At 59.3% G+C, this 18,172-nt stretch carries 15 protein-coding genes; 13 read left to right on the forward strand and 2 right to left on the reverse strand.

From position 1 onward, the window contains the following. Positions 1–11 precede the first annotated feature (11 nt). Together SMD27_RS08915 and SMD27_RS08920 are read left to right on the forward strand one after the other, a co-directional pair. Entirely contained in the window at positions 12–1,394 is a 1,383-nt protein-coding gene (locus tag SMD27_RS08915; RefSeq protein WP_320508019.1) for an FMN-binding glutamate synthase family protein, read from the forward strand. An 11-nt stretch (positions 1,395–1,405) separates the two neighbouring features. Beyond that, positions 1,406–1,798, forward strand: a complete 393-nt coding sequence (locus SMD27_RS08920) for a hypothetical protein (protein ID WP_320508020.1) — start codon at positions 1,406–1,408, stop codon at positions 1,796–1,798. 104 nt (positions 1,799–1,902) lie between these two features. Here the strand turns inward: SMD27_RS08920 and SMD27_RS08925 are convergent, their stop codons facing one another. After that, the gene (locus SMD27_RS08925; RefSeq protein WP_320508021.1) at positions 1,903–2,496 is read right to left on the reverse strand and encodes a hypothetical protein; all 594 of its coding nucleotides are present in this window, start codon (positions 2,494–2,496) and stop codon (positions 1,903–1,905) included. Between the two features lie 253 nt (positions 2,497–2,749). Between SMD27_RS08925 and SMD27_RS08930 the strand changes: the two genes are divergently transcribed. The 11 genes from SMD27_RS08930 (at position 2,750) to SMD27_RS08980 (ending at position 16,267) form a co-directional block, all read left to right on the forward strand. Further along, positions 2,750–4,006 (forward strand): FAD-dependent oxidoreductase, encoded by a 1,257-nt coding sequence (locus tag SMD27_RS08930; RefSeq protein ID WP_320508022.1) that lies wholly within the window; start codon positions 2,750–2,752, stop codon positions 4,004–4,006. Positions 4,007–4,019: 13 nt separating this feature from the next. Then, complete coding sequence (locus tag SMD27_RS08935) at positions 4,020–4,319, forward strand: sarcosine oxidase subunit delta (protein WP_320508023.1); 300 nt, start codon at positions 4,020–4,022, stop codon at positions 4,317–4,319. After that, the gene (locus SMD27_RS08940; RefSeq protein WP_320508024.1) at positions 4,316–7,255 is read left to right on the forward strand and encodes a 2Fe-2S iron-sulfur cluster-binding protein; all 2,940 of its coding nucleotides are present in this window, start codon (positions 4,316–4,318) and stop codon (positions 7,253–7,255) included. The genes SMD27_RS08935 and SMD27_RS08940 overlap by 4 nt, the downstream gene beginning before the upstream one ends. Positions 7,256–7,258: 3 nt before the next feature. Further along, a complete protein-coding gene (locus SMD27_RS08945; protein ID WP_320508025.1) occupies positions 7,259–7,987 on the forward strand; it encodes a hypothetical protein in 729 nt (242 codons plus the stop codon). Positions 7,988–8,017: 30 nt separating this feature from the next. Further along, a complete protein-coding gene (locus SMD27_RS08950) occupies positions 8,018–9,076 on the forward strand; it encodes a GlxA family transcriptional regulator (protein ID WP_320508026.1) in 1,059 nt (352 codons plus the stop codon). A gap of 200 nt (positions 9,077–9,276) precedes the next feature. After that, the gene (locus SMD27_RS08955; RefSeq protein ID WP_320508027.1) at positions 9,277–9,936 is read left to right on the forward strand and encodes a helix-turn-helix domain-containing protein; all 660 of its coding nucleotides are present in this window, start codon (positions 9,277–9,279) and stop codon (positions 9,934–9,936) included. A gap of 147 nt (positions 9,937–10,083) precedes the next feature. Beyond that, entirely contained in the window at positions 10,084–10,983 is a 900-nt protein-coding gene (locus SMD27_RS08960) for a class II glutamine amidotransferase (protein ID WP_320508028.1), read from the forward strand. Positions 10,984–10,988: 5 nt separating this feature from the next. Then, complete coding sequence (locus SMD27_RS08965; RefSeq protein ID WP_320508029.1) at positions 10,989–11,672, forward strand: protein glxC; 684 nt, start codon at positions 10,989–10,991, stop codon at positions 11,670–11,672. A 14-nt stretch (positions 11,673–11,686) separates the two neighbouring features. Continuing rightward, positions 11,687–13,027 carry an FMN-binding glutamate synthase family protein gene (locus SMD27_RS08970; protein WP_320508030.1) on the forward strand — a complete coding sequence of 447 codons (1,341 nt, stop codon included), beginning with the start codon at positions 11,687–11,689 and terminating at the stop codon, positions 13,025–13,027. Positions 13,028–13,110: 83 nt separating this feature from the next. Continuing rightward, entirely contained in the window at positions 13,111–14,418 is a 1,308-nt protein-coding gene (gene glnT / locus SMD27_RS08975; protein ID WP_320508031.1) for a type III glutamate--ammonia ligase, read from the forward strand. Between the two features lie 169 nt (positions 14,419–14,587). Beyond that, the gene (locus tag SMD27_RS08980) at positions 14,588–16,267 is read left to right on the forward strand and encodes a formate--tetrahydrofolate ligase (RefSeq protein WP_320508032.1); all 1,680 of its coding nucleotides are present in this window, start codon (positions 14,588–14,590) and stop codon (positions 16,265–16,267) included. A gap of 139 nt (positions 16,268–16,406) precedes the next feature. Here SMD27_RS08980 and SMD27_RS08985 read toward each other — a convergent pair whose 3' ends face one another. Then, positions 16,407–18,092 carry an ABC transporter substrate-binding protein gene (locus tag SMD27_RS08985; RefSeq protein WP_320508033.1) on the reverse strand — a complete coding sequence of 562 codons (1,686 nt, stop codon included), beginning with the start codon at positions 18,090–18,092 and terminating at the stop codon, positions 16,407–16,409. Between the last annotated feature and the right edge of the window lie 80 nt (positions 18,093–18,172).

The following is an 18,172-nucleotide window of genomic DNA, read 5'->3' on the forward strand; positions in this document are numbered from 1 at the left end:
GGGAGATGACGATGGCGAAAGAAAAGAAGTCGCCGGCCGATCCGAAACCGAAGAAGAAGCCGCTGGCGCGCGATACGCATCGCTTGGGCAATAGCTTCATTTTTCCACCTCAGGTCATCGACGATATTCACATCAAGTCCGAGCTCGGCCGCTACCGGATGCGCGGCTTTTCCCTGTTCAAGAAAATCCCCACCTGGGACGACCTGACATTCCTGCCGGGGACGCTGACACGCTTCGTGATCGAGGGGTATCGCGAGAAATGCGATACCAAGACGGTGATCGGACCGCGGGCCAAGCGGCCGCTGGTGCTGGATGTCCCGGTTTACATCACCGGCATGAGCTTCGGAGCGCTAAGTTACGAAGCGAAGATCGCGCTAGCACGTGGCGCCACGATGGCGGGGACAGCGACCTGTTCAGGTGAAGGGGGCATGATCCCAGACGAGCGACGCTATAGCTCGAAATGGTTCTATCAGTGCATCCAGTCGCGCTATGGCTTCAATCCGCATCACCTGCAGCTTGCAGATGCCTGCGAGTTCTTCATCGGGCAAGGCTGCAAGGTTGGTCTCGGCGGCCATCTGATGGGCCAAAAAGTGACCGATCAGGTGGCCGAGATGCGGTCATTGCCCGCCGGTATCGATCAACGTTCGCCGGCACGCCATCCTGATTGGCTGGGGCCCGACGACCTTGCCCTGAAGATTCAGGAAATCCGCGAGGCGACCAATTGGGAGATTCCGATCCAATTGAAGCTGGGTGCGGCGCGCGTCTATGACGATGTCCGCATGGCGGCAAAGACGGATCCGGATTCCATCTATATAGACGGCATGGAAGGCGGGACGGGGGCAGGCCCGCATATCGCCACGGAAGAGACCGGCGTGCCGGGGATTGCGGCGATCCGGCAGGCGCGGAAAGCCTTGGACGATGTCGGCAAAACCGGTGAAATCAGCCTGGTCTATGCCGGCGGCATCCGCAATGGCGGCGACGTGGCGAAAGCTCTGGCACTCGGCGCCGATGCCGTTGCCATCGGCCACTCGGCTCTGATGGCGTTGAATTGCAACAAGGATATTCCGGAAGCCGATTACGAGCGGGAGATCGGCGTCGAACCCGGCTATTGCTATCACTGCCATACCGGCCGTTGCCCTGTCGGCGTAACGACGCAGGATCCCATCCTGCGCAAGCGGCTGGACCCGGATGAAGCAGCAGAGCGGGTCTATAACTTCCTGCATTGTCTGACCATTGAGGCGCAGATGATGGCCCGGGCTTGCGGCAAGACCAATGTGCATTCGCTGGAACCGGAAGATCTGGCGGCGCTCACGATGGAAGCATCGGCTTTGGCGCAGGTGCCGCTGGCCGGCTCGCAGCATACGGTCGGCCGGCCCGACATGACCCGTTATTGAGGGAGCGTGACATGGCTGAAAAAAGCGAAGACGTCGACAAGTTCCTCAAGGGATCCGGTCTTGATACGGCACGGGAAAAGGAAATCGGACAGCATATCGGCTATCGCTACGATGTGAATCTGGTACCCGACTACACGCGCATCACGCCGTTCCTGAAAAAATATATGGAGACGATGGGCTGGGACGATCTCAACTGGCTGGAAGATGTTCATATGGGCTACGAGGAAGGCCGAGCTGCCGTCTTCGACCGCAACATCAATGGCTGGGTGACCGTGCCGCCCAACATCAAGTTGCCGGACAATCAGCAGGACCGGGATATGATCGCCCGCGAATTGCTGATCAAATTCCAGATGTCCAAGAAACATCCGATGGTCGACCTGAATAAGGCCTATCGGAAGTTCTAAGCAGCTCGAGGCCGTCCCCGTTGCCGGATGATCCGGCGCGGGGACTTTTTTCATCGGTGAGGGAAGAAAGGCCACCGGCGCAATCGCCGGCGGGCGAGGGCTATCTATTCCTCTTCTTCCTCGTTGATGACCGAGGCATGGGACCAGTCGGGTTGAAAGGCAAGAATGCGAACGCCGGCCGGCAAATTGGGATTGAACAGCCGGTTGTGCCAGTAGGTGTGCTGAAAAACCGCATCGCTTTCAGCCAGTTCGGCGACTGTACAGGGCAGGCGATACCGGCGGCTGAATTCATAGAATTCCAGGACGACATGACGGTGATTGAGCAGATGATCAGGCAGGCCATGTCCAGGACCGAACAAAGCGGTCAAGGTATCGCTGAACTCGCGATGCCGCTGGAAATAGGCGGCTGCCAGATGATCGACGGCTTTTTCCCATCTTTCGACCGGATCCTGGGTCTTCAGGACCTGATGTCGGAACAGGGCCGTGCTGTCCTCGCTATCCGTCTTATGGATCAGCACCACGATACCCGGCGACAGCTCCTCGCCCTGCTTGGTTTCGACCTTGGGGCGCATGCCGCGGCTCGGCCGGCCCGCCTGTTCGCGCATTGCCATCTGGCGCAGGCGGCACTGCCAATGCAGGAATTCGTCACGCAGTTCCTCGGCGGCTTCGCCAATCAGGACAACATTGTCGCTGCTCATGCCGTCTCCCTTCGCGCTTGCCCGGCCGGTTCACCCTTTCTGGGGTTTCACCGCATTCTGAGCTTTCGTCGTCGCGTTGTAAAAAGCTGGCGAAAAATTGAAGGTTGCAGGGCCCCTGTCACCTATCCTGTATCGGAATCGACAAAACCGATGCCGATTATAAGGTATTATTTTATGCAGGGGAAAATTCGTTGAACCGCAGGAAACATTGCGCTAGCCTCCATGTACCCGAGTCAGGAGCGGTGATCTGATCATGTTGCCAGCCTTCGTCCCATCCGGCCTGTTTAGGTACGGGTTCTCAAAAAAATATCCGGCCCGGCGCCATTTTCCCGCGCCGAAGGACCTGAAACCGACCTATGACGTGGTCATTATCGGCGGCGGCGGCCACGGCCTTGCCTGCGCCTATTACTTGGCCCGCTATCACGGCATCACCAATGTCTGCGTCCTGGAAAAGGGCTATCTTGCCGGCGGTAATACTGCGCGAAATACAGCGATCGTCCGCTCGAATTACCTGACGCCGGAAGGCGTCGCGTTCTACGACAAGTCGGTCCAGCTTTATCAGGAGCTGAGCCAGGAATTCGACTACAACATCCTGTATTCGGAACGCGGCCATTTCACGCTTGCGCATACCGATGCAGCGATGCGGACCAGCCGTTGGCGCGCCGAAGTGAATAAGCAACTCGGCGTCAATTCCGAACTGATCTATCCGGAAGATATCGCCAAGCTCTGCCCGTCGCTCAATCTGTCCGACAAGGTTCGCTATCCGATTCTGGGCGCACTTTATCATCCGCCCGGATCGATCGCCCGGCACGACGCCGTCGCCTGGGGCTATGCGCGTGGCGCCGCCGAGGCCGGTGTCGAAATCCATCAGCAGACGGCCGTGACCGGCATTATCGCTGAGAACGGCGTGGTCAAGGGCGTGCAAACGACCCGCGGCACGGTCTACGCCAATAAGGTCATGCAGGCGACGGCGGGGTCTTCCTCGTTGATTGCCAAGATGGCCGGCTTCCGACTGCCGATCCGCACCATTCCGCTGCAGGCCTGCGTTTCCGTGCCGGTGAAGCCCTTCCTCGACCAGATCATCGTCTCGGGCAGCTTGCACGTCTATGTTTCGCAATCCTCGCGCGGCGAATTGGTGATGGGTGGTTCGACCGATCCCTATTCGCTCTATTCGACGCGCTCGACCCTGGACTTCAAGGAAGGCCTGCTGGGGCACATGCTGGAGCTGCTGCCGATGCTGGGCGAATTGAAGGTCCTGCGGCAATGGGCGGGCATGGCCGATATGACCCCCGATTTCAGTCCGATCATGGGCAAGACCCCGGTCGAGAACTACTACATCGACAGCGGTTGGGGTACTTGGGGCTTCAAGGCGACACCGGTCTGCGGCCTGACGATGGCCCATACCATCGCAACCGGCGAGCCGCATGACCTGATCAAACCGTTCAACTTGGAACGCTTCGCCAATTTCGCCCAGGTCGGCGAAAAGGGCGCGGCTTCGGTCGGCCATTGAGGGGAGGGCGGTTATGAAAATCATGAATTGCCCGCTGAACGGGCCGCGCAATGTCAGCGAATTCGTCTGGGGTGGCGAAGTCAGCATCATGCCGGATCCCAATTCGGTCAGCGACCTGGAATGGGGCGAATATTGCTTCCTGGAAAACAATACGGCCGGTGTGGTGCGCGAATGGTGGTGCCATGTCCCGACCTCGTATTGGTTCATCGCCGAACGCAATACCGTGACGGATGAGATCGTCCGTACCTATCCGGCCGGTGAAATCTTCAATAAGCGCGTCGAATTTGCCAAGCAGAGTGAGGACAAGAAATGACGGCGTCCAATCAAGTGGGGGGGATCAACCGTCTGCCCGCGCCGCGTGGCTTGCTGATTGATCGCAGCAAACAGGTCTCCTTCACCTTCGAAGGTCACAGCTTCACCGGCTATGCCGGCGATACCATCGCCAGCGCCCTGGCGGCAAATGACGCCTGGATGATTTCCCGGTCGTTCAAGTATCATCGTCCCCGCAGCGTGCTGACCATGATCGGTCAGGACGCCAATACGCTGGTGCAGATCGGCGACGAGCCGAATTGCCTGGCCGATAAGCGCGCGATCGAACAGGATATGGCGGTTCAAGGCCAAAATTATATCGGCACCTTGGACGCCGATCGCGGCCGCATGGTGGAACTGGTCCAGAAGTTCCTGCCGGTCGGGTTCTACTACAAGACCTTCCACGAGAAGCGGGATTCCTGGCGCTTCTGGGAGCCGATCGTCCGGGCCATGGCCGGCCTCGGCAAGATCGACCTCAAGGCCGATTTTCATCACAGCTATTATGACAAGAAGTATCTCTTCGCCGATGTCGCTGTGATCGGCGGCGGACCCGCCGGCTTGGCCGCGGCTTTGCAGGCAGCCGAAACCGGCGCCGAGGTGATCCTGATCGAGGAGAGCTCGCAGCTCGGCGGCAGTCTCAATTACGCCCGTTTCGACGAAACCGGTGATGGCGGCAGCCGCACCAGCGGTGAATTGGCGAGCCGGGTCCGGCTGCAGCCGAATATCACCGTCATGACGAGTGCCATCTGCTCTGGCTGGTTTGCCGATAATTGGTTGCCGGTCATTCAGGGCAATCGCTTCCACAAATTGCGTGCCAAGGCCGTGGTCATCGCAACGGGCTCGATCGAGCAGCCGGCGGTGTTCCGCAACAACGATCTGCCCGGCATCATGATGGGCTCGGCTGCACAGCGCTTGATTCACCTCTATGGCGTTCGTCCCGGCAAGCGGGCCGCCATCCTGACGGCGAACCGCGACGGTTACGGCCAGGCGCTCGATCTGCTCGAAGCCGGCATCGAGGTCGCTGCGGTTATCGATCTCCGGCTTACGCCGCCGCAAGATGCATTGACCAAGGCGGTGCAACGGGCTGGCATCGAAATTCGCACCGGTCATGCCATCGCCGAGGCCATGTATATCGGCCAGAAGAAGCATGTGAGCGGCGTCTCGGTTGCACCGATCACCGGCGAAGGAGAGCTCGGCAAGACCACTGCCGAATATGCTTGCGACACGGTTTTGATGTCGGTCGGGTACAGCCCGGCCGGCCATCTGCTGCATCATGCCGGAACGAAATTTGGCTATGATACGCGCTCGCATATGTTCAAGCCGGAATCCGTGCCGGCCCATGTCTTTGCCGCCGGCTCGGTGAATAATACCTTCGACCTGTCCGCAGTCATCGCGGATGGTCGCTATGCCGGTTGGTCGGCTGCCAAGGATGCCGGATTCGAGCGGGGCGGCGAGCCGTCCCAGCCGGTGGATCGCGGCGCCGAGAACCAGACGCATCCCTGGCCGATCTTCCCCCATCCCAAGGGCATGGAATTCGTCGATTTCGACGAAGACCTGAAGATCGAGGATCTCATCAACGGCATCCACGATGGTTATGACAGCGTCGAATTGCTGAAGCGCTATTCCACCGTTGGCATGGGCCCCAGCCAGGGCAAGCATTCGGCTGTGGCTGCTGTCCGCATTGTCTCGCGGGAAACCGGGATGGATCTGCGCAATATGAGCGTGACCACCCAGCGGCCGCCTTATACGCCGGAAAAATTCGGCCACCTTGCCGGCCGGATTTTCGATCCGGAACGCCGTACCGCCATGCATCACCGGCATCTCGAGCTGGGTGCCCAGATGATGCCGGCCGGTCTGTGGTGGCGTCCCGCTTATTATGGCGCCAAAGCGGATCGCGACCAGATCATCCGTGACGAGGTGAACAACGTCCGCAACAATGTCGGCCTGATCGATGTCTCGACCCTTGGCGGGTTGGATGTCCGTGGTCCGGATGCCGCCGAATTCCTGAACCGGATGTATACCTTCACCTATACGAAGCTTCAGGTCGGCCGCTCGCGTTATCTGCTGATGACCGATCAGACCGGTGTCATCACCGATGACGGCGTGGCCTGCCGGTTCCACGACGAGCACTTCTACGTCACGGCGACCACCAGCGGTGTCGATGCGGTCTACCGTCAGATGCTGCAATGGAACGCGCAATGGCGGCTCGATGTCGATGTCGCCAATGTCACAGCGGCCTATGCAGGCGTGAATATCGCCGGGCCGAAGTCGCGCGAAGTCCTGGCACGGGTCTGCCATGACATCGATCTGTCGCCGGAGGGCTTCCCTTATCTCGGCGTGCGGATGGGCACGGTGGCCGGCATTCCGGCCAGGCTGATGCGCGTCGGCTTCGTCGGCGAACTCGGCTATGAAATCCACGTCCCTGCGAGCTATGGCGAAGCCCTGTGGGATGCGCTTATGGCCGCTGGCGGCTTGAATGGCATTCGTCCCTTCGGGGTCGAAGCACAGCGTGTGCTGCGTCTGGAGAAGGGGCATATCATTATCAGCCAGGATACCGACGGCCTGACCAATGCTTATGAAGCCGACATGCCCTGGGCAGTTGCCAAGAGCAAGCCCTTCTATGTCGGGGGTCGTTCAACCGAAATTCAGCTGAAGAATGGCCTGACGCGCAAGCTGGTCGGCTTCACTTTGAAGAATGCCGATGATCCGTGTCCGGAAGAATGCCATCTGGTGCTGAAGGGATCGACCATCGTCGGTCGTGTCACCTCGGCCGCGCATTCGCCGAGCCTGAAGAAGGTTGTGGGCCTGGCCTATGTGCATCCGGACGATGCACAGCCCGGCAGCACCTTCGATATCAAGGTCCATGGCGGCCGCATCATTCAGGGGACGGTGGTGCCGATTCCCTTCTTCGACCCCGAGAACAAGCGGCAGGAGATGTAAGCGATGACCGCTTTGCCGAAGACCGTTCCCAATGGCCTGCAACGCCGTAGCTTCCTTTATCGGCAGTTGCAGCAGGCCGGCGCTGAATTTGCCGAAGTGAATGGCGGCGCCGTCGCCATCCGCTACGGCAGCAATGAAGATGTCGAACTCAATCGCGCCAAGACCATGGGCATTGCCGATCTGTCGGTTCTGCCGAGAACCGGTTTCAAAGGAACCGGGACGGTGGAGTGGCTGCAAACGCAGGGATTGACCATCGGCCAGGAAAGCAATGTCGCCTACCGCCAGCCTGGCGGCGAATGGGCAGCTCGCCTGGCGCCGACGGAAATCTTCCTGATCGATAGCCTGGCTGGCTCCGGTCAGCTTATCCAGCGTTTGAACCAGAGTTGGACCTGGGGCAGCGAAAAGCCGCGGAAGCCGATCGGCTATCCGACACCCCGTCAGGACAGCCATGCTTGGTTCATGGTTACGGGGCAGCATGCACCCGATATGTTCGCTAAGATCTGCGGCATCGATTTCCGGCTGCATAAGTTCGCGGTCGGTCAAATTGCCCAGACGTCGATTGCCAAGATGAGCGGCATCATTGTCCGCACCGATCTTGGAACAACGCCGGCCTATCACCTGCTGGCGGATATAGCCTCGGCCGATTACCTCTGGCCGGCGGTTCAGGATGCAATGAAGGAGTTTAACGGCGGCCCAGTCGGCTTGAACGCGCTGCGCCGATTGGAAGGATAGTACCTAGGAAAATTTCGGGAGGGCCGGGCCATGTTGGTGTTAGATGTTCGGCGTCAGGAAACACGCCGGGATTTACCGCTGAAACAGTCAGAGACTGTCGCAGCCGATCGACGCAGTGATTTTCTCGCGGCCCGCCCAACCGGCGCTCCGGCCTTCCATGTCGGCCTGTTCCTGGTACCGGGTTTCGCCCTGATGTCCTTTGCATCGGTGATCGAGCCGGCACGGGGCGCCAACCGGATGTCCGGCAAGACACTTTATGACTGGACCTTGTTCTCCTCTCAGGGCGGGGAAGTGTTGTCGAATAGTGGTATCGGGTTGCAAACGCAGCCGCTGACCGAAATTCGCCTCGACAACCTGGACATGCTGATCATCTGTGCCGGCACTCAGGGCGAACAATATCGCGACCTGGAGGTGGAGGCGGTGCTCCGTCGGTTGCGCCGTCACGGTGTGGCCGTGGGTGCGGTCAGTACGGGCAGCTTTATTCTGGCCCGAGCTGGATTGCTTCAAGGTCGCCGCTGCACGGTTCATTGGGACTATCTGGATTCCTTTCAGGAAGCCTTCCCCGAACACGAACTCTGCCACGATCTTTTCGTCATCGACGATGGTGTCGTGACTTGCGCCGGAGCGACCTCGGCGCTCGATCTCATGTTGCAGACCATCCGCAATCATCACGGGCCGGAGCTGGCGCGGTCGATTGCCGAGCAGTTCCTGCATGGCGCCATTCGCGCACCGGCCGATGACCAGCGCAATATGCGTCACCGCATGGGTGTGGCCAATCCAGTGGTGCTCCGGGCGATCGAGCTGATGGAGCAGACAGTCGAGGAACCGGTGCCGCCGCATCATTTGGCCAGCCAGGTCGGTGTTTCCCAGCGGCAGTTGGAGCGGCTCTGCAAGCGGCATCTGGGTTGTACGCCGGCACGCTATCATATGCGTCTGCGCCTGGAGCGTGCCCGCCGCATGCTGCGCCAAACCAGCTTGTCCGTGGCGGAAGTCGCTGTCGCTTGTGGTTTCGTGGCGCTGTCGCATTTCGCGAAAGCGTACCGACATAATTTCGGTTGCCGGCCGCGCGACGATCGACGACCACAATAGCGCGCGCGTAATAGCTGCGGATGTGGCGAATCGTGGCGATTTGCTGAATCGCTTGGAAGGGCGTATTTTCCCTATAACGGACTGAGCGCGGTTACGGTCACGGCAGCCGATGCCGGTTTTAGGGAGTTTTTGATTTGGCCCGACAGGCAACGAAGAAAACACCAACAAAAACGCAGGATTCGGATCAGGCCAGCAAAAAGGTGACACGAGAAGAAGTAGAAACGGAGGCTGCGCCGGTCTTGGAATTCCAGGACCCGCATAAAGCAGCCAATCGTGACGGCGGCTTGGAGAAATCCATTGGCCATGAAGTGCGCGAATTTCGCCGCCAGCTCAATATGACGGTGGCGGAACTGGCTGCCGCCGCCAATCTCTCCGCCGGCATGCTGTCGAAGATCGAGAACGGCCAGACGTCTCCCTCGCTGGCGACGTTGCAGGAATTGTCGCGGGCATTGCATGTGCCGGTCACGGCCTTGTTCCGCAAATTCGAAGAAGAGCGCAACGCGACATTCGTCAAAGCCGGGCAGGGGCTCACCATCGAACGCCGCGGTACCCGTGCTGGGCATCAATATCAGCTGCTCGGCCATTCGTTGAGCCGCAGTCTGGCTGTAGAGCCATACCTCATCACACTGACCCAGGATTCCGACGTCTTCCCGGTGTTCCAGCATGACGGCATCGAGTTCATCTATATGCTGGAAGGCGAGGTCGGTTATCGGCACGGCGATAAGACCTATCTGCTCGGCCCCGGTGACAGCCTTTTCTTCGATTCAGACGCACCCCATGGGCCTGAAGAATTACGAAAATTGCCTGCCAAGTATATCTCGGTGATCACTTATTCCCGCACCCCGAGCGACACTGACTAATCTCCTCGCTGGTCCTCTCACCGAAAAAATCGGCGTTTCCTGAGAGGAAATTTTGTTTACTGTACTTGAATTCGCCGTTGGACTCGACTAGGCTTTTCGACAGGCCGATCTGGCCGGCAAAAGCCAACTATCGTCGAGGAAACCAACATGTGCGGAATTGTCGGGTTGTTTCTGAAGAACCCCAGTCTGCGCTCCAAGCTGGGAGCCCATCTCGAAACCATGCTGATCGGCATGACCGAGCGTGGCCCGGACAGCGCAGGCATCGCCGTCTATCACAGCCCGGTCGCTGACGACCGCTGCAAGTTGACACTCTTCAACGCCGATACCGCCTATCCCTGGCGCAATCTCGCGGCTGATCTCGGCAAGGCGCTCAACACCAAGGCCGAAGCCACGCAGAAGGGCAATCATGCGCTGCTGGTGGCGCAGGCCGATGAAGAAAAAGTGCTGCCCTGGATTCGGACTCAGCATCCCGATGTCCGTATCATGGGTTATGGCCAGCTCATGGAAGTCTACAAGGATATCGGCCTGCCGGCCGAAGTGGCGACGCGCTACGGCCTGAAGAATATGGAAGGTAGTCACGCCATCGGCCATACCCGCATGGCGACCGAAAGCGCCGTGACCACCGAAGGCTCGCATCCTTTCACCCCGGCGGCCGATATGTGCCTGGTGCACAACGGTTCGCTCAGCAATCACAACAATCTGCGGAAATGGCTGCGCAAGAACGGCCAGGAATTCGACACGGACAATGATTCCGAAGTCGCGGCACGCTACTTCGCCTATCGTCTGTCGGAAGGCGCTACGTTGAAGGAGGCTTTGGAAGCCGGTCTGAAAGACCTCGACGGTTTCTTCACCTTCACCATGGGCACCAAGGACGGCTTCGCCGTCGTGCGTGACGGCATCGCCTGCAAACCTGCGGTGATGGCGGAGAATGACGACTGGGTGGCGATGGCGTCGGAATTCCGCAGCCTTGCTTATTTGCCCAATGTTGAGAAGGCAAAAATCTGGGAGCCTGCTCCTTCCACTGTTTACACCTGGAGCCTGCAGTAAACGCCATGAACGTAATCGACCTTACGAAGACGCCGCTGCGCGAAGTCAATCAGCGGCTTCAATCGATTTCCGCCGACAGCAATGAGCGTCTGTGGAAGCTGACCAACCTTCATGGCGAGCATGCCTGCGCCGTGGGCCTGACCCAACCGATCGAAGTGCATATCGACGGTCATATCGGCTATTACTGCGCCGGCATGAACCAGGAAGCGACCGTCGTCATTCACGGCCAGTGCGGCATGGGTGTCGCCGAAAACATGATGTCGGGCGAAGTCCGCGTGAAGGGTAATGCCAGTTCCGCCGCCGGTGCGACGGGACAGGGCGGCTTGCTCGTCATCGAAGGCGATGCCGGTACGCGCTGCGGCATTTCCATGAAGGGTATCGATATCGTGGTCGGCGGTTCGGTCGGTGCGATGAGCGGCTTCATGGCGCAGAGCGGAAGCTTGGTCGTCTGCGGCGACGCCGGAGCGAGCCTCGGTGATTCGATCTATGAAGCTCGTCTCTATGTTCAGGGGAAGGTCGAAAGCCTCGGTTCGGATTGTGTCGAAAAGAAAATGACGCCGCATCATCTGGCCAAGCTGGAACGTCTGCTGAAGAAGGCCGGCATCGACGCCGATCCGAAGAAGTTCAAGCGCTACGGCTCTGCCCGGAAGCTCTATAACTTCCATGTCGACAACGCTTCTTCCTATTGATGAAAGAGTCCGATATGAGCGCTCCGACCAATACACCATTCTATACACCGCCGCGCTTCTCGGCGACTTTCGATCAACATTCCATCGCGGAGATTCAACGCGCCGCAGCGACCGGTATCTATGATATCCGTGGTGCCGGTACCAAGCGTCGCGTGCCGCATTTCGACGACCTGCTGTTTCTTGGTGCGTCAATCTCGCGTTATCCGCTCGAAGGCTATCGCGAAAAATGCGGCACCAATGTGGTCCTTGGCACCCGTTTCGCGAAGAAGCCGATCGAGCTCAAGATTCCGGTCACCATTGCGGGCATGAGCTTCGGCGCCTTGTCGGGACCGGCGAAGGAAGCTTTGGGCCGTGGCGCAACCGCCATGGGTACCAGCACGACGACGGGCGATGGCGGCATGACGCCGGAAGAACGCGGTCACTCGCAGATCCTGGTCTATCAATATCTGCCGTCACGTTACGGCATGAATCCGAATGACCTGCGCAAGGCCGATGCCATCGAGGTCGTGGTCGGCCAGGGCGCCAAGCCGGGCGGCGGCGGCATGCTGCTGGGCCAGAAGATTTCCGACCGCGTCGCCAAGATGCGTAACCTGCCGAAGGGCATTGACCAGCGCAGTGCCTGCCGTCACCCGGACTGGACAGGACCGGACGATCTCACGATCAAGATCCAGGAATTGCGCGAGATCACCAATTGGGAAAAGCCGATCTATGTGAAGGTCGGCGCGACCCGCCCATATTACGATACTGCCCTGGCGGTGAAGTCCGGTGCCGATGTCGTGGTGCTTGATGGTATGCAGGGCGGTACGGCGGCAACACAGGACGTCTTCATCGAACATGTCGGCCTCCCGATCCTTGCTGCGATCCGGCCGGCTGTGAAGGCGCTGCAGGATCTCGATATGCATCGCAAGGTGCAGTTGATCGTCTCCGGCGGCATCCGCAATGGCGCCGATGTGGCGAAGGCACTGGCCCTCGGTGCCGATGCAGTTGCCATCGGTACGGCGGCGCTGATCGCACTTGGCGACAACGATCCGAAGTGGGAAGAAGAATATAAGAAACTTGGCACCACGGCGGGCGCTTACGACGATTGGCATGAAGGCCGCGACCCGGCCGGTATCACGACGCAGGATCCGGAATTGGCCGCGCGTCTCGATCCGGTCAAGGCAGGCCATCGCCTGGCGAATTACCTTGCCGTTCTGACCATGGAAGCGCAAATCATTGCTCGTGCTTGCGGCAAGAGCCATTTGCATAATCTGGAGCCGGAAGATTTGGTCGCTTTGACGGTCGAATCTGCTGCCATGGCGGGCGTGCCTCTGGCCGGGACCAGCTGGATCCCAGGGCAGGGCGGCGGCTACTGAGGGTATGGGAGGTTGCCGGCGGCAGTAAGGCCGCCGGCTTGCGAAATTCAAATGGCGGAGACGCCAAGTGTTAGGGGAGTACCATGAGCATCGATCTCGGTAAGGTGGCGAAAGAGCGCCAAATCAAATATTTCCTGATCAGCTATGTCGATCTGTTCGGCCATCTGCGATCCAAGCTGGTCCCGGCTCAAGCCATCAATGATATGCAAAAGAACGGCGCCGGCTTTGCCGGCTTTGCGACCTGGCTGGATATGACGCCGGCGCATCCGGACTTGTTCGCGAAGCCTGATCCGGAAAGCCTGATTCAATTGCCGTGGAAGCCCGAAGTGGGCTGGCTCGCGAGCGATCTGTGGATGGACGGCAAGCCGGTGGAAAATTCACCGCGCGTCCTGCTCCGTCGCAAGATCGAAGAGGCCCGCAAGAAGGGCTGGATGATGAAGAGCGGCGTCGAATGCGAGTTCTTCCTGATCAGCCAGGATGGCAAAGCTCTGGGTGATGGTCTCGATACCGCCGATAAGCCCTGCTATGACCAGCAGGCGCTGATGCGGCGCTATGATCTGATCACGGAAATCTGCGACAGCATGCTGTCGCTCGGTTGGCAGCCCTATCAGAACGACCACGAAGATGCCAACGGCCAGTTCGAAATGAACTGGGAATATGATGAGGCGCTGAAGACTGCCGACCGCCATGTCTTCTTCAAGTACATGACCCGGTCCCTGGCCGAAAAGCACGGCCTGCGCGCGACCTTTATGCCGAAGCCTTTCTCGAACCTGACAGGCAATGGCTGCCATGCTCACGTTTCCCTGTGGGACGAGAGCGGCAAGAAGAACCTATTCAGCGATCCGAATGGCGAACTCGGCCTGTCCAAACTGGCCTATCAATTCCTCGGCGGTATCATGAACTGCGCCGATGAAATGTGCGCCATCTTCAATCCGACGGTGAACAGCTATAAGCGCATCAACGCGCCGCGTACCACTTCCGGTGCAACCTGGGCGCCGAACACCATCACCTATACCGGCAATAACCGCACCCATATGGTTCGTATTCCGGATGCAGGCCGGTTCGAGTTGCGGTTGATGGACGGTGCTGCCAACCCCTATCTGCTCCAGGCCGGCATCCTGTCCGCTGGCCTCGACGGCATCGCGAACCAACGAGATCCGGGCGAGCGTCTTGACATCAACATGTATACCGACGGCCATACCGTGAAGAACGGCAAGAAGCTGCCTCTGAACTTGCTGGACGCCATCCGGCTGATGAGCCAGAGCAAGGTCATCCGGGCGGAGTTCGGTGATACTTTCGTGGATGCTTATTGCCGGATGAAAACCGAGGAATGGAACAGCTTCACGAAGCACCTGACCGACTGGGAGCGGCACAACACGCTGGATTGCTGATAGCTGCAAAAACGACAGCAACTCGTCGCCAGCAGGCGGAAATTGGGGGCCGAAAGCCCGTAATCTCCGCCTGTCGGCGATACTGGTCCAGCCGCAGAGATTGGGCCGTGAATGTGCCGGAACGGTTTTCTATTGGTCTAGCTAATAGTTAGTGCTTGGGAGCAGAGCCATGACGAAGAAGGTCGGGAGCGATATCGAGATCGCCCGCGAAGCAAAAATGAAGCCGATCCGTGAGGTTGCGGCGAAGTTGGGTATCCAGGAAGAGCATCTGCTGCCCTTCGGTCATACCAAGGCCAAAATCTCGATGGATTACATCAAGTCGCTGAAGGGCCAGAAGGACGGCAAGCTGATCCTGGTCACGGCGATCAACCCAACTCCGGCGGGCGAAGGCAAGACCACCACCACGGTCGGCCTCGGCGACGGCCTGAACCGTATCGGCAAGAAGGCGATCATCTGCCTGCGCGAACCCAGCCTGGGGCCCTGCTTCGGCGTGAAGGGCGGCGCGGCCGGTGGTGGCTATGCTCAGGTCGTGCCGATGGAAGACATCAATCTGCACTTCACCGGCGACTTCCATGCGATCGGCACGGCGCATAACCTGCTCTCGGCCCTGATCGACAACCATATCTACTGGGGCAACGAGCTCGGTTTCGACAGCCGTCGCATCACCTGGCGCCGCGTGATGGATATGAATGATCGCGCCCTGCGTCAGATCAACAACTCGCTGGGCGGCGTTTCTAACGGCTTCCCGCGCGAAGACGGCTTCGATATCACCGTCGCCTCGGAAATCATGGCGATCTTCTGCCTGTCGACCGATCTTGCCGATCTCACCAAGCGTCTCGGCAATATCATCGTCGGCTATACCCGGGACAAGAAGGCGATCTATGCCCGTGACCTGAAGGCCGACGGCGCGATGACCGTTCTGCTGAAGGATGCGGTGGCGCCGAACTTGGTGCAAACGCTGGAAAACAATCCCGCCTTCATCCATGGCGGCCCGTTCGCCAACATCGCCCATGGCTGCAATTCGGTGATTGCGACCACGACGGCGCTCAAGCTGGCCGATTACGTGGTGACGGAAGCCGGTTTCGGCGCCGATCTAGGCGCCGAGAAGTTCTTCGACATTAAATGCCGCAAGGCGGGGCTGAAGCCGGCTGCGGCCGTCATCGTTGCCACCATCCGTGCGCTGAAGATGCATGGCGGCGTGGCCAAGGAAGACCTCGGCAAGGAGAATGTCGAGGCCGTGAAGAAGGGCGGCGCCAATCTGGCCCGTCACATCGAAAATGTCGGCAAGTTCGGCGTGCCGGCGGTGGTTGCCATCAACCGCTTCGTGGCTGACACCGATGCGGAATTGGCGGCGGTGCGGCAGCTCTGCGCCGAGCTGGGCAGCGAGGCGATCGAGTGCAACCACTGGGCCCATGGCTCGGCCGGTATCGAAGAGCTCGCCAATACGGTCGTGAAGCTGGCGGACAAGGGCAGCGACTTCAAGCCACTCTATCCGGACGATATGCCGCTCTGGGACAAGGTGCGGACCATTGCCCAGAACCTGTACGGCGCTCAGGGCATCATCGCCGACAAGGCGGTGCGCGATCGCTTTGCCGAGTTCGAAAAGGCCGGTTTCGGTCATTATCCGGTTTGCATGGCGAAGACGCAGTACAGCTTCTCCACAGATCCGAACCTCAAAGGTGCGCCGGCGAACCACGTGGTTCCGGTCCGCGAGATCCGTCTCTCGGCCGGTGCGGAATTCGTCGTGGTGATCTGTGGCGAGATCATGACCATGCCGGGCCTGCCGCGCGTCCCGTCGGCGAATCACATCCGCCTCAACGACAAGTTGGAAGTGGAAGGCTTGTTCTAAGCCCTCACATCTGTCCAAGACAGCGAAGGCCGGCTCCTAGGAGCCGGCCTTTTGCTTTGGCAGATTGTGCTGCACTCCAAAGAAAAACGGCCGGACCTGGTGAGGTCCGGCCGTTCAGTGCTGGCTGCTGAGAGGCGCGTTAAGCCTTTACGGCCAATTCCCAAGCGAAGATGCAAGCGGTGGGATGCATCTTGAAGCCCTGGACTTTTGGCGAATAGGCCGCCGTTACCTTGCGCCAGACGGGCTGAACGATCGGGCCGTCGTCTTGCAGAAGCTTCTCGATCTTGGCCATGATGGCGCGGCGCTTCTCGACATCCAGCGTGCCTTCAGCCTCATCCATCAGCTTATCAAATTCCGGATTGGAATATCCGCTCTCGTTCCAGGGCACGCCCGTGCGATAGGCCAGGGCGAGCGTCATCGTGCCGAGCGGGCGATGGGTCCAGGTGGTAAAGCCGAAGGGTACCTTGGTCCAGACTTCCCAATACTGGGCTGCCGGCATGACATTGATCTTCACTTTGACGCCGATCTGTTTCCACATCGCCGCCATGACCTGGACACCAATCGGTTCCCAGTCCGGATCGGGCTTGCAGTAAATCTCGGTTTCGAAACCATCGGGATAGCCGGCATCGGCCAGCAATTGCTTGGCCTTGGCGATATCCTGCTTGATCGGCGGAACATCGGCATATTCGGGGTGAACCTGGCAGACATGATGATGAGCACCGGTAACACCCACGCCGCTTAGCGCCGCCGCCAGGACCTTGTCCGGATCGATGGCATAGCGCATCGCCTGGCGAACGCGGGGATCGTTGAAGGGTTTTTCGGCGACCTTGAAGCGGGCGACGGCGGTCAGCGCTGTCGGCGTGTCGTAGATCGTGTGCTTGTTCACCTTCTTCACGGCCCGGATCATTTTTTCCGGCAGGGAGTAGCAGCCATCGACAACGCCGGAAGCGAGGGCGTTGAACAAGGCTGCCGTATTGTCGCCGAGATCGACGAATTCCAAGGTGTCGAGATTGGCCGGCTTGCCCCAATAACCTTCCTTGCGCGCCTTGTATTTGGCGGTCTTGCCGGTCACCAGTTCCGTCAACTCAAAAGGTCCGGTGCCGTTGCAGCCCGGCTTGAACGTGCCGCCATCAGCCGGATCGAGAATCAGCATCGGGTAATGGAACATATGTTCCGGCACGGCCAATTGCGGCATTTTGCAATTCAGGCGGATGGTATGATCGTCGATCTTCTCGATGGCCTTTTCCGTCCACCATTTGGTGGTCATGACGGGTTTGCCATCCTTGTCTTTTTTGCCGGTATCGACGTCTTCCAGGAGATAGCTTTTCACCAGGCCGACCATGGAGGAACCGGTCGCCGGGTCCAGCGCGCGGGTCAAATTCCACATCACGTCATCAGCAACGAAATCCCGACCGTTATGCCACTTGACGTCTTTGCGCAGATGGAAGGTCCAGGTCTTCAAGTCGTCGCTGGCTTCCCAGCTTTCGGCTAGGCAGGGACGGGTCACATTATCCTGGCCGGTGATGGTCAGGTATTCCACCACCTGCCGCGCGATATTGCTGCTTTCGACCCAAGAATAGATATGGGGCGAGCTGCTATCGGGGATACGCATGGCAATGCGGATCTTTCCACCCTGCGGCAGGTCATCCGCCTGTGCCGCATTGATGGCCTCATCGCCGCTCAAATGCCCGGCAAAGGCATAGGCTGCCGTTGCCGAAAGGCCGAGCAGGGTCGCGGTCCGCAGAAACTCGCGACGGTCAAGGCGACCTTCGGTGAACTGCTGCTTCAGTTTGGCGATATATGAATGTTCACGCTGATTGCTCATTCGTCTCCCCCGGAAAATTGAACCCGTGCGCCGCCATATTCCAGCGGCAGGCGCTATTAGGTCCCATGTCTACGCGGCAA

Source organism: Dongia soli (assembly GCF_034044715.1).
Taxonomy (GTDB): domain Bacteria; phylum Pseudomonadota; class Alphaproteobacteria; order Dongiales; family Dongiaceae; genus Dongia_B; species Dongia_B soli.